General features: G+C 68.2%; 12 protein-coding genes. 10 read left to right on the top strand and 2 right to left on the bottom strand.

Annotation, left to right across the window (positions count from 1 at the left end):
- Nucleotides 1-74: 74 nt before the first annotated feature.
- Nucleotides 75-1,103, bottom strand: a complete 1,029-nt coding sequence (locus MOQ72_RS33080; protein ID WP_242189699.1) for a trypsin-like serine peptidase — start codon at nucleotides 1,101-1,103, stop codon at nucleotides 75-77.
- Between the two features lie 210 nt (nucleotides 1,104-1,313).
- The gene (locus MOQ72_RS33075) at nucleotides 1,314-2,051 is read right to left on the bottom strand and encodes a maleylpyruvate isomerase family mycothiol-dependent enzyme (protein ID WP_242189698.1); all 738 of its coding nucleotides are present in this window, start codon (nucleotides 2,049-2,051) and stop codon (nucleotides 1,314-1,316) included.
- Nucleotides 2,052-2,092: 41 nt separating this feature from the next.
- Between MOQ72_RS33075 and MOQ72_RS33070 the strand changes: the two genes are divergently transcribed.
- The 10 genes from MOQ72_RS33070 (at nucleotide 2,093) to MOQ72_RS33025 (ending at nucleotide 11,675) form a co-directional block, all read left to right on the top strand.
- Nucleotides 2,093-3,001 (top strand): MerR family transcriptional regulator, encoded by a 909-nt coding sequence (locus tag MOQ72_RS33070; RefSeq protein ID WP_242189697.1) that lies wholly within the window; start codon nucleotides 2,093-2,095, stop codon nucleotides 2,999-3,001.
- Between the two features lie 243 nt (nucleotides 3,002-3,244).
- Nucleotides 3,245-4,597, top strand: a complete 1,353-nt coding sequence (locus tag MOQ72_RS33065; RefSeq protein WP_242189696.1) for a cation:dicarboxylate symporter family transporter — start codon at nucleotides 3,245-3,247, stop codon at nucleotides 4,595-4,597.
- Nucleotides 4,598-4,626: 29 nt separating this feature from the next.
- Nucleotides 4,627-5,301, top strand: coding sequence for a carboxymuconolactone decarboxylase family protein (locus tag MOQ72_RS33060; RefSeq protein ID WP_242189695.1), 675 nt, complete (start codon nucleotides 4,627-4,629; stop codon nucleotides 5,299-5,301).
- Nucleotides 5,298-6,098, top strand: coding sequence for an SDR family NAD(P)-dependent oxidoreductase (locus tag MOQ72_RS33055; RefSeq protein WP_242189694.1), 801 nt, complete (start codon nucleotides 5,298-5,300; stop codon nucleotides 6,096-6,098). The genes MOQ72_RS33060 and MOQ72_RS33055 overlap by 4 nt, the downstream gene beginning before the upstream one ends.
- A gap of 226 nt (nucleotides 6,099-6,324) precedes the next feature.
- Nucleotides 6,325-7,200, top strand: a complete 876-nt coding sequence (locus tag MOQ72_RS33050; protein WP_242189693.1) for an amidohydrolase family protein — start codon at nucleotides 6,325-6,327, stop codon at nucleotides 7,198-7,200.
- Between the two features lie 101 nt (nucleotides 7,201-7,301).
- A complete protein-coding gene (locus tag MOQ72_RS33045) occupies nucleotides 7,302-8,066 on the top strand; it encodes an IclR family transcriptional regulator domain-containing protein (protein WP_242189692.1) in 765 nt (254 codons plus the stop codon).
- Nucleotides 8,067-8,109: 43 nt separating this feature from the next.
- Nucleotides 8,110-8,757, top strand: coding sequence for a DUF4286 family protein (locus MOQ72_RS33040; RefSeq protein WP_242189691.1), 648 nt, complete (start codon nucleotides 8,110-8,112; stop codon nucleotides 8,755-8,757).
- Nucleotides 8,758-8,812: 55 nt separating this feature from the next.
- Nucleotides 8,813-9,649, top strand: a complete 837-nt coding sequence (locus MOQ72_RS33035) for an SAM-dependent methyltransferase (RefSeq protein WP_242189690.1) — start codon at nucleotides 8,813-8,815, stop codon at nucleotides 9,647-9,649.
- Between the two features lie 363 nt (nucleotides 9,650-10,012).
- Complete coding sequence (locus MOQ72_RS33030) at nucleotides 10,013-10,237, top strand: hypothetical protein (protein ID WP_242189689.1); 225 nt, start codon at nucleotides 10,013-10,015, stop codon at nucleotides 10,235-10,237.
- Nucleotides 10,238-10,907: 670 nt separating this feature from the next.
- Nucleotides 10,908-11,675 carry a dienelactone hydrolase family protein gene (locus MOQ72_RS33025; RefSeq protein ID WP_242189688.1) on the top strand — a complete coding sequence of 256 codons (768 nt, stop codon included), beginning with the start codon at nucleotides 10,908-10,910 and terminating at the stop codon, nucleotides 11,673-11,675.
- The last annotated feature ends 126 nt before the right edge of the window (nucleotides 11,676-11,801 follow it).

Raw genomic sequence — 11,801 nt, 5'->3', positions numbered from 1 at the left:
GGAGAGGGGGGGGGGCCCCGGGGGGGCGCCCCCCCCCCCCCCCCCCCACGACCCTGTTCACCCGCGATGGTGGCTTACGCGTGCTGCGCCCGTTCGTAGAGCGGGAGCGTGATCGCGGGCGTGAACTGCGGGCCGCCCAGGTTCCGGGTGCACTGCGACAGGTCGCTGTCCAGCTCGCACCCCTTCCCGGCATCGTCGAGGTACCAGGACCGGGTGTTGACCCCGGCCACCGCACCGGTGTCGCCGTCGAAGCCCGCGATGCGCGGTCCGCCGCTGGAACCACCGCCCATGTCGCACGCGACACCGAACTGCCCCTTCGGCACCGGCCACGACGGCGTACCCGGATTCTCCCGCGCGATGCCCCAGCACCAGGCGAGTCGCTGTCCGGTGAACTCCGGCCGCCCCTGGTGACCGGGCTGGTTGGCGGCGCGCGGATAACCGAACTCGGCGACCTCCCGGTCACCGGGCAGGTCGAACGCGATGTCCTGGCTAGCGCCAACAACATCCGCGGCCGCCCGCCCGTCCGGCGCCGGGTTCAGCACCAGGAAAGCCTGGTCGTAGACGATCTGCTGGTCGTCGTCCACCCAGCTCCGATCTGCAATGGCCAGTCGAGGCACGAATCCGCCGAAAGGCATTGCGCCGTCCCGGAATCCGGGCACGAAGTAAAGATTGGTCGTCCACTGCGGATCCTGACCGAGCAGGTCGAAACCATGCACGCAATGCCCGGCGGTGACCGCGACGCTGCGGTTCGCGCTCCGCACGATCGTCGCCGTGCAACTCGCGTCCTCCCCGCGCTCGGTGAAGAACAATCGCCCCACCGTCCGGTCGATGGCCCCACCCCCGGACCACCCGGCGCCATCGGGCCCGTCAACCGGAGGCTGGGGCTGCTCCGGAACCGGCCCGGTGGGCATGGCGGCGATCCGCTCGGGCGTCCAGTAATCCCGAATGGCCTGCTGCTCCTGTGCACTGGCGGCGACCTGGTGGACAACAACATCACCGTCCACCGAGTCGGCGGCGGACGCGGCCGCCGGTGCCAGTCCCACGATCGTTGCCACGCCCAAGCCGGACACCACGGCCCGAAACCGCTGCCTTGTCGTTGGCATAACCAGGTTCTCCTCGATAGGCGTTCGGATGAACACCCGAATCCTGGCCAGCCGTTGTGAAAAACCCGTTCAGATCAAGTCATGATCCAATACATCTCGCAGCTCACCGAGCAGGTTCGACTTCGGCCGGATGTCCATTGTCGACTGTTCGACGGGACAACGGCGGACCTCGGTGCTGGCTGGGCCTTGTGCTTCGGAGAGCTGCCGTTGTCAAGCCGCCGTGTGCGCCAGCCAGTGGTCGGCCAGGGCGCGGTCCCCGGTGATCGTGACGTGGTCGGCTGGCAGCCGTCGGGTGAGCACCAGCAGCAGTTTCCCGACCGGACCAGCCACCGTGGCAGCTGCGGCCCTGGTCGCGGTCGCCCATCGCACGCCGTCGGGAGTGCGGGTGATCAGCCAGCCCAGGCCGGTATCGGGGCGGATCTGGAGGGTCTGGCCGGTACCGCGCAGTTCGGCGAAGGCCGGTTTGAGCGTCGGCGTGACCGGGTCGGACAGCACCTCCAGCCACTCGGTGATCGCGTCGGCCGCGAGGTCCGGCGCCACCTCGAACGCGGTGCCCGTGGTACCCGCCGCGTCCGCGTGGTGCACGATCGTGTCGTGGAGCATCCGGCGCAGCCAGAACGTCGCTGACCGCGGGCCGAAGAACGTCCACACCGGACTCCCACCGGCGGCCAGAACCGCTTCGGTCAGATCCGCAGCGCCCTCGTGCAGCCAGTCGGACCACTCCCCCGGATCGCCGGGGTCGGCGTCGAACGGGTCCGGCACTGAAGTCGGCCCGGACCGGACGATGTCCGCCGCCCAGCGGTGTGCCTGACCGATGTGTCCGACCAGCACCCGCAGCGGCCAGGCCGGGCACGTCGGCACCGGCCTGTTCGGATCCGCGTCGGCCACTGCCTTGGCGAACCCGGCGGTGTGCTCGTGCAGTCCCTCGACAAATCGTGCGACATCCATGGCCGTACCGTAGGAACTCCACTCGGCTGGAGGTTCAACCGATGGTGACCGGAGACACACTCGGGATCGGCGACCTGTCGCGGCGGACCGGCGTGCCCGTCCGCACCATCCGCTTCTACTGCGACGAAGGACTCCTGGAGACCGCGCGAAGCGCTGGCGGGCATCGCCGGTTCGACGCGGCCACGGTCGACCGGCTGAACCTGATCCGACGGCTGCGCGGGCTCGGGTTGGGCCTGCGGTCGATCACCGACGTCCTCGCCGGTCAACGATCCCTGGCCGACGCCGTGGCCGCCGAGCGGGCCGCGCTCGACCACGAAGTGGCGACGCTGGCCTGGCGACGCTCGATGCTCCGCGCGGTCGAGGAGGCGCCACCCACCGACCGCGCCGCCCGCCTTGAGCTGCTGTCCGCGGTGCAGGACGGATTCGCCGCGCACGACACCCTCGTCCGCCTCTGGCGCCCGATGACCACCGGACCGATCCCGCCGGACACGGCCAGCATGTTCCTCGACATCAGCGCGCCGCGTCCGCCGGATCTGCCGACTCCGGCGCAGGTCGTCGCGTACGCCGAGCTGGTGCTGCTCGCCGCCGACCGGGCACTCGCCACCCAACTGCGGGCCAGCACGCTCGTCAACCACGACCGGATCGCCGACCTCGGCGCCCTCCACGCCGCCGTCGGTGCGGCCTGCGAGCTGGCGTTCCCACAGGTGGCGACCGGGGCTCGGCCGCAACCTGGGCCTGCGCTCGACCGGTTCGTCGCGGCCCACGCCGCGGCGCTCGGTGCCAGCGACAACCCGGAGTTCCGGCGCGCGCTGAACAGGCGCACCGCCGCCGACCGGCACCCGCGATTGCGCCGCTACTGGCAGCTCGCTGGTGAGATCACCGGCGAATCCGCACCGGTCGGCGTCACGCACACCTGGCTGCTCGACGCCCTGGACCGCTCGGTCAGCTGAGGCTTTCCCGCCGCACCAGTGACCTGAACGACGCGACAGGACACAGCGGCGGGCTCTACGTCGACCCAGCTGTCCAACAAGGTCAGCACCCACTCGCAAGGCTGTCCTAAATGGACTCTCGAACCTTGGCGCCTGCGCGTCCCGTCGTCCGGTTTCGCGATCGACTATTGACAGGGTCTTTCGCATGGCTCATTGTCTGTTCGTCACACGCACATATGTTCGTCTGTCGCACAGGAGACAATGATGTCGATGCGGTCGCTGCTGCGCAGCGCTTTCACGTCGAAGCTCTACGTGACCGTGCTCTTCGCGATCGCGCTCGGTGCCGCACTCGGTCTCGTCGCGCCCGGCGTTGGCGCGTCGCTCGAACCCGTTGGCACCGGCTTCATCTCGTTGATCCAGATGCTCATCGCGCCGGTGGTGTTCTGCACGATCGTCACCGGCGTGGCCTCCGCAGGCGAGTTGACCTCCGTGGGACGAGTTGGGGTGAAAGCCCTGGTCTACTTCGAGGTCGTCACGACGATCGCGCTCATCGCGGGCCTGGTCGTGATGGACGTGTTCGAGCCCGGACGCGGGCTGAACGCCGATCCGAACGCGCTGCAGGTCTCGGGTTCCGCGCAGAAGTACCTGCGCAGCGGCGAGAGCCAGCACTGGTACGACTTCCTGGTCAACATCATCCCGCACAGCGTGGTCAGCGCGTTCACCGAGGGCAACGTGCTGCAGGTGTTGCTGATCGCGATCCTGTTCGCGATCGCGATCAAGGCCCTCGGGCACCGTGGCGAGCCGTTGGTGCGCGGGATCGCGCGAGTCGGCGACGCGGTGTTCGGCGTGGTCAAGCTCGTGATGTACGTGGCGCCGCTGGGGGCTTTCGGTGCGATGGCCTACACCACCAGCAAGTTCGGGATCTCAACGCTGACCAGCCTCGGCAGCGTGATCGCCCTGTTCTGGGCGACCGGCATCGTGTTCAGCCTGCTGGTGTTCGGGTTGATCGCCCGCCTGTGCGGTCTGCGGATCCTCAAGCTCTACCGGTACTTCAAGGACGAACTGCTGATCACGCTGGGAACCTCGAACTACGAAGCGGTGATGCCGCAACTGATGCGCAAGCTGGAGCACCTCGGCGCGCCGAAGCGGATCGTCGGGTTGGTGGTGCCCTCGGGGTACGCGTTCAACGGCGATGGCGTGTGCCTCTACCTCGGCTTCGCTTCGCTGTACATCGCGCAGGCGTTCAACGTCGATCTGTCGCTGTGGCAGCAGATCGGTTTGCTCGCGGTCTTCCTGATCACCTCGAAGGGCAGTGCCGGGGTCGCGGGCGCGGGCTTCGTCATCCTCGCGGCGACGCTGTCGACCACCGGTGTGGTTCCGGTCGTCGGGATCATGCTGATCCTCGGCATCGACCGATTCTTGTCAACGATGCGCGGACTGGTCAGCCTGTCCGGGCAGATCATGGGCAGTCTCGTCGTCGCCCGCTGGGAACGTTGCCTCGACGCCGATCGGGCCCGCGCGGTCCTGAACCGCGAACCGGTCGCGCCCCTGGCCGCGGACGACCCGGACTCCACTCTGCCGACCGACAGCGTTGCCACCGCGGGCAACGCCTCCTGACCCGACGAAACGAAAGGATCACAACACTGATGGCACGCCTGGACTACCGCAGCGGTGAGGGCGAGATCGCTGACCGGATCCGCGAGCGCCGCGGCGGGCATCTCACACCGTTGGATCAGACGCTGCTGCACAGCCCGCCGATCGCTGACGGTTGGAACAGCCTGCTCGGTGCGATCCGCACCCGCGCCAGCCTGCCCGCCGGCATCCGGGAACTCGCCATCCTGCGCGTCGCGGCGCTCAACGGCGCCGACTACGAATGGAACGCGCACGAACCGATCGCACGCGACGCGGGTCTGACCCGAACCGATGCGCTCCGCGTCGAAGCGCCCGCTGACGCCGCTGCGTCGCTCACCGCGCCGCAACGGGCCGCGCTCGCCTACACCGATGCGATGACTCGATCCGTCGCAGTACCCGACGAGATCTTCGACGCCCTGCGCGAACACTTCAGCGATCAGCACGTCGTGGAACTCACCGCGACGATCGGCGCCTACAACATGGTTTCCCGGTTCCTGATCGCCCTGCACGTCGGCGAGCCGAACGACCGGAACACCAGCGGTGGCATGAGTAGCCCCGTGTCAACCCCAGTCCCCGTCACCCGCACCTCAGGGGACCGTGACGCAAACCAGCCACCAGAAACCACGAAACGCGAGACTCGGCTGGACGCAACCACCACTGCAAATCGCGGAGAGGCGGGACTGTCATGAGTGGTCGGCTGGCGAGCAAGGTCGCGATCGTCACCGGCGCGGGCAGTGTCGGGCCTGGCTGGGGCAACGGCCGAGCGACCGCGGTCGTCTTCGCCCACGAGGGCGCGAAGGTGCTAGTCGTGGACCGCGATGCGGAATCGTTGGAACCGACGTTGCAGATGATCGCCGACGAGGGCGGCACGGCAGTGGCGCACACCTGCGACGTGACGGATTCCGCGGCAGTCGCGGGCGTGGTCGAGGCCGCGCGGTCCGCGTTCGGCCAGGTCGACGTGCTCGTCAACAACGTCGGCGGATCACGCCACGGCGGGCCTGTCGAGCTCGACGAGCAGACCTGGCAGGCCCAGCTCGACGCCAACCTCTCCAGCGCCTACCTGGGGTGCAAGCACGTCATCCCCGTCATGAAGGAACAGGGCGGCGGCGCGATCGTGAACATCGCCTCGACGTCCGGGCTGCGCTGGACCGGCTCGGCCCAGGTCGGCTACGCATCGGCGAAAGCGGGCGTCATCCAGCTCTCCAAGGTGGTCGCGGTGCAACACGCGCCGGACCGGATCCGGGTCAACACCGTCATCCCCGGCCAACTGCACACCCCGATGGTCGAAGCCCGGCTCGCCGGGCAGCGCACCGGCGGCGACGTCGAAGCGCTGCTCGCCCAGCGCCAAGCGCGCATCCCGCTCGGCTTCATGGGCGACGGCCGCGACACCGCCCACGCCGCGCTGTTCCTCGCCTCCGACGAGGCGCGGTTCATCACCGGCACCGAAATCGTCGTCGACGGCGGCATGACCGCCCGCTGCGACTGAGTGCCTGTCTTTTGTTCTTGTTTTGAAGCGGCGAAGCCGCTTAGCCCACCCTCGCAACTCGCACCGCCGCGGGTTCTCAGACGTCGTCTCGCGAGGACAGCCCCGACGTGGTGCATCGGACATACATGAGTCGGGGATCCCGGAGTCGAGACGGCGTCTGAGGTTCCGCCACCAGCACCGCAAAGCAAAACGAGCTTGGAAAACATGCTCTGAGCAGGAGACCGAGATGGCCACACCATCCAACCCAGGACCGCACCCCTCACCGCACGCCCCGACGATCGACCTGCCCGCCAACGCTTGCGACGCGCACTGCCACATCTTCGGGCCCACCGACCGGTTCCCCTACGCACCCGACCGCACCTTCACCCCGCCCGAGGCCCCGCTCGCCGACCTGCAGAAGCGGCACGACCTGCTGGGGTTCCGCCGGGCGGTGATCGTCCAGTCGGCCGCGCACGGCGCGGACCACGCCTCTCTGGTGGCCGCGCTGGACGAAGGCGCTGGCCGTTATCGCGGTGTTGCGCTGATCCGCCCGGAGACCTCCCCCGCCGAAGTGGCCCGGTTGCACGAAGCCGGAGTGCGGGGTGCACGGCTGCACTTCACGCCGCACCTCGGACCAGCACCTTCTCCGGAGACGATCGAGGCGATCATCGCTCTGGTCCGGCCGCACGGCTGGCACATCGCGCTGCACGTGGCTGGCGAGGGGATCGCCGAGCACGAGGACTTCGTGCGGTCGCTGCCACTACCCGTGGTGATCGACCACATGGCCCGCGTCGACCTGCGCCGAGGTCTCGAATCACCAGCGGTGACCGCGCTGCGACGCCTGCTGGACACCGGTCGCGTCTGGGTCAAGCTCAGCGGCGCTGACCGCCTCGCCACCGCACCGCCGGACATGGGTGACTCGGCCGCCCTCGCCCGGCTGCTGACGAGCAGCGCGCCCGAACGGGTCGTGTGGGGCACCGACTTCCCGCACCCCAACACCCACGGCTTCGTGCCCGACGACGGCGACCTCGTCGACCTGCTCACCGAGGTCGCCCCAACGGCCGCGCAACGCCACCGGTTGCTGGTCGACAACCCCACGGAATGCTTCGACTTCCCAGGCTGAAGTCCGCCTGCGGCCGCACGTCGCGACGCGCGGGTAGATTTGTTCCTGTTCCGCGCGCGCGGCGTCGCGGGATGCAAGACGACCAACGGAGAGTGCCAGGCGTGTCACGCGAAGACCCGGATTTCATCGATTCCGTCGACAAGGCATTCCAGGTCATGATGGTCTTCTCCGCTCAGCACCCGGAGTTGAGCATCAGCCAGGTCGCCGAACTCACCGGCCTGACCAGGGCCACCGCGCGACGCGTGCTGCTCACCTTCACCCGGATCGGTTTCGCCACGCAGCAGGACCGCCGATTCCGGTTGACCTCGAAGGTGATGCGCCTGGGCTACGGATACCTGTCCGCCTCCCCCTGGTGGGAACACGCCGAGCCGCACATGCGCAGCCTGTCGAACTCCACCCAGGAATCGTCCTCGCTGGCGACCCTGGACGGCACCGAAATCGTCTACCTGGCAAGGGTTCCGAGTCCGCGAAGCGTGTCGATCACGCTCAACATCGGCTCCCGGCTCCCGGCCTACCCGACCTCGCTCGGCCGGGTCCTGCTCGCCGCGCTGCCGGACGCCGAACTGGACACCTACCTCCGGGAAGTCGACCTCAAGCCGCTGACCCCGCACACCATCACGGACCCCGGTGAGCTGCGAGAGGCCCTGATGGCCGTTCGCGAGGACGGCTTCGCGCTGATCGATGGAGAACGCGAAGAGGGCGTCCGGTCGGTAGCGGCTGCGGTCCGGGACCGCGACGGAGTCATCGCCGCTCTCAACATCTCAGTCAACGCCGCACGCATATCGGCCGCGGAACTCCGCGATCGATGCGCTCCCCTGGTGCGCGAGCACGCGGACGCCATCACGGCCGAGATCACCCACACGTAGCGCTCCACCCCCTTCCGCAAGACCGGCACCGCAGGGAGAACCGATGGCCGAAGGCATGCTGTTCGTACTGTCCGAACCCGCACCCGGCCAGGAATCCGCTTTCCACGACTGGTACGACACCGAACACGCACCGGCCCGGATGGGCATTCCCGGCATCCGCACCGCACGCCGTTACCGCGCCGCGGACGGGCAAGCACCCGGCTGGCTGGCCACCTACGACCTGGACCTAGAAGCCCTGGAGACAGAGCAGTACCGGCGGCTGCGCGCCGAACGAAGCGAGCGGGAACGCGCGATCCTCGCCACCCTGTCTACTTTGGACAGACGCAGCTACGAGCTGCTGACGGACCACGGCCAGCGAACCCCGGAACCCGCGCCCACGATCGTCGCGGTCGCCATCACCGTGCCGACCGACTACGAGACCGAGCTGACCCGGTGGTACGAGCAGGAACACATCCCCCTGCTGCTGGCGACGCCGGGGTGGAACCGGATCCGGCGCTACCGCAGAACCACCGGAGCAGGACCGGTGTTCCTCGCGCTGCACGAGCTCACCGGCCCGGAAGCGTTCGCCACCGAGGAATACCGAACCGCGACCAACACCCCGTGGCGCAGCGAGATCTTCCAGCACACAACCGAGATGGAGCGCCGAACCTTCACCTTCCACAAGGAATTCCACCAACGCGCGACGACATGAACCACCCCGCCACCACCGCATCGCGGTCTCCCCGATGCGACGGGTTGCCGTTAAGGTGATCATCGAGGAACAGATGGAGGGCGCCGTCATGGAGCAGCAGGACGACTCCGGCTTGTCATCGGTCGACATGAACCGGCCGAGCGTCGCGCGGATGTACGACTACTACCTGGGCGGCAAGGACAACTACCAGGTCGACCGCGACGCCGTCGACCGCGTGGCGCAGGCCATGCCGGAGATTCGCGAGCTCGCCCAGGAGAATCGGGCGTTCCTGCGGCGGGCGGTGCGGTACATGGCCCGCCAGGGCATCCGGCAGTTCATCGACATCGGCTCGGGTCTGCCCACCGTCGGCAACACCCACGAGATCGCGCAGGCAGTCAACCCGGATGCCCGCGTGGTCTACGTCGACAACGATCCGATCGTGCTCGCCCACGGTCGCGCGCTGCTGGCCTCCGACGACAACACCACCGTGGTCACCGCCGACATGCGCCGTCCGGCCGAGGTGCTCGAACACCCCCAGACGAACGCGCTGATCGACTTCGACGAGCCGGTCGCGGTGCTGATGATCGCCATGGTGCACTTCCTGACGGCCGAGGAGCGGCCCGCGGTCATGGGTCAGCTTCGGGACGCCCTAGCTCCCGGCAGCCACATCACCGCTACCCACGTCACCACGGATCACAAATCGCCGGACGCGGTCGCCCAGATCGAGTCGATCTACGCGACCACCCCGACCCCCATCTACTTCCGCGACCACGCCGAAATCGCCCGCTTCTTCGACGGCTTCGACTTCGTCGACCCAGGTCTGGTCACCATCGACGACTGGCACCCCGACCGGGACGACCCAGCTCCAGAAGCCACCGGCTGGCTCTACGGAGCCGTCGGCCGGAAGAACTGAGCGAGGACCTACCGGTTCGGGCGGTCACGCGGTTGGATGCGACCAATTCCGCTGGGCGATCGACACCGCGAACTGTGACGATCGCCACCCGAAGAATGTGGTCGGATCCCGCCCGTGGGGGAACCTCGATCCATTTCCGGGGAATTGGTCCTCAATCGCCCGGGACTTTCGACCCGCCATTCGCGAACCGCGCGCCAAGAAATTGTCAGCGGACGGTTTCCGGTGCGACTTCACGGGAATACCTCGCTTGTCCTGGCGCGTTGCCGAGGCGGATATCGGGGGAGCCCGCTTTCCCCGCCTCGGACGAGGACCAGGGCTCGTATCGGTATCTCTGCAACATTTTCAAGACGGGGGAATAGTTCCATGCGCACAGTTACACGAGCAGCAGTCGCATTGGCACTGGCGGCGCCGCTAGCGCTGGGAATCGGGGGTGCGAGTTCGGCCACCGCGGTAGCGGCTCCAGCGACGCTGCTGGCGGACCACCCGGACCACGACCACGGTAGTCACGGCTCGCACAGCCACGCCCACCACCACGACCGTTCGGGCTCCAACACCGACAGCGCGGACGGCGCCAGCGGAGCATCCTGATCTGCTGGAACACACCAAGACGTCGCCGGGTCGCACCCGGTTCCGATGTCCGCATCCCCATGCCCCACGGGGTATGGGGATGCCCTTTTGGGCAAGCACCACGCCTACTGCCCGCGGCAGGGCTGCCATTGTCCGACCAATTCGCCGCGCGGTTGCCGACGAATGAGCTGCCTGCGCTGAATGGCTGCCCCTGGAAACAGCTCTGGCGCGAGCCCTGCTTCGCAACGGGTTCAACTTCCCCGCATCCGCGCCAACGGATGAGCTATGTCGCTTTTCCGAGGTTCAATCGACGTGGCCTGGCCACCAAACCAGTTCGGTCACGACCGCGGAATTCGATATCTGCCGCCCGGAGCCGACGGTTTGAGCATTCGACAACGATTCTTTTACTTCGCGATGGCGTTGTCGCCAATCCCACGCCTACCGCGGCAGCGGATTCGCAAGCACTCGACGTGAAACCGCGCAAACAACCTGAATCTCAGACAAACCACGCAGCAGCACGGCGTTGCGCGATTCCAATGCGGTGCGCAGCCACCGGCGCTGGCACCAACATCCAGTAATCTTCCGGCTGGCCCCGCAACGGCGCCTTTGCCACAGCCTGCGCCGTGGCCGGACCAGCCGACCCTTCGGCAGCACTTGGCACATCGCGGCTTACGAGGAGACAGCACCGCTCATGAACGCCGTACGCGGAACATCGGTGGACATCCCCACCCCGGATGGCGTCGCCGACGCCTACCTGGTCCACTCCGACGCCCCAGGTCCCCATCCAGCAGTCCTGCTCTACATGGACGCCTTCGGCCTGCGCCCCCACTTGAACGCGATGGCCGACCGGCTCGCCTCGGCTGGCTACACCGTCGTGGTGCCCAACGTCCTCTACCGGCACGGGCGCACACCGGTGGTCGATCTGCCCGAGTTCATCGATCCCAGCCAGCGCCCCGAGATCTTCCAGAAGATCGGCCCGCTCATCCAGTCGCTGACCCCCGAGCTCGCGATGCGCGACGCCGGTGCCTACCTCGACTGGCTCGCCAACCGCCCCGAGGCCACCAACGGGCCGGTGGGCATCACCGGCTACTGCATGGGAGCAGTACTCGCGCTGCGCACCGCTGGCACCTATCCCGAGCGCGTCGCTGCCGCGGGAGGCTTCCACGGAGGCAATCTGGCCACCGAAGCCCCCGACAGCCCACACCTCGTCGCTGACCGCGTCACGGCGGAGCTCTACTTCGGACACGCCGACCAGGACCCGTCGCTGCCCACCGCCCAGATCGACCGCCTCGAAGAAGCGCTCACGGCTGCGGGTGTCCGCCACCGCTGCGAGGTCTACCCAGGCGCTCACCACGGGTACACCCAAGCCGACACAGCTGCCTACAACCCCGAAGCAGCCGAACGCCACTGGACTGCGCTCCTCGACCTGTTCGACCGCACCCTCCGCGCCACCGCGTAACCGGTCGTGGGGGGGGGGGCCGCGGGGGGGGCGCGGGGGGGGGGGGCCGGGGGGGCGCCCCCCGCGCAGACCCCCCGCCGGGAGATAACAAACAGCCACCCACCCCCCCCCCCCAGTTAGATGTGG

The sequence above is a fragment of the Saccharopolyspora soli genome (assembly GCF_022678645.1).
GTDB lineage: Bacteria > Actinomycetota > Actinomycetes > Mycobacteriales > Pseudonocardiaceae > Saccharopolyspora > Saccharopolyspora soli.
The sequence above is the reverse complement of the archived record's forward strand: the minus strand, read 5'-3'. Positions and strand labels throughout refer to the sequence as shown.

Excerpts from the sequence above, each read along its gene's own strand:
- MOQ72_RS33060 (WP_242189695.1), top strand. The coding sequence starts at position 4,627 with ATGGCACGCCTGGACTACCGCAGCGGTGAGGGCGAGATCGCTGACCGG.
- MOQ72_RS33040 (WP_242189691.1), top strand. The coding sequence starts at position 8,110 with ATGGCCGAAGGCATGCTGTTCGTACTGTCCGAACCCGCACCCGGCCAG.
- MOQ72_RS33065 (WP_242189696.1), top strand. The coding sequence starts at position 3,245 with ATGTCGATGCGGTCGCTGCTGCGCAGCGCTTTCACGTCGAAGCTCTAC.
- MOQ72_RS33055 (WP_242189694.1), top strand. The coding sequence starts at position 5,298 with ATGAGTGGTCGGCTGGCGAGCAAGGTCGCGATCGTCACCGGCGCGGGC.
- MOQ72_RS33080 (WP_242189699.1), bottom strand. The coding sequence starts at position 1,103 with ATGCCAACGACAAGGCAGCGGTTTCGGGCCGTGGTGTCCGGCTTGGGC.
- MOQ72_RS33070 (WP_242189697.1), top strand. The coding sequence starts at position 2,093 with ATGGTGACCGGAGACACACTCGGGATCGGCGACCTGTCGCGGCGGACC.
- MOQ72_RS33050 (WP_242189693.1), top strand. The coding sequence starts at position 6,325 with ATGGCCACACCATCCAACCCAGGACCGCACCCCTCACCGCACGCCCCG.
- MOQ72_RS33075 (WP_242189698.1), bottom strand. The coding sequence starts at position 2,051 with ATGGATGTCGCACGATTTGTCGAGGGACTGCACGAGCACACCGCCGGG.
- MOQ72_RS33025 (WP_242189688.1), top strand. The coding sequence starts at position 10,908 with ATGAACGCCGTACGCGGAACATCGGTGGACATCCCCACCCCGGATGGC.
- MOQ72_RS33030 (WP_242189689.1), top strand. The coding sequence starts at position 10,013 with ATGCGCACAGTTACACGAGCAGCAGTCGCATTGGCACTGGCGGCGCCG.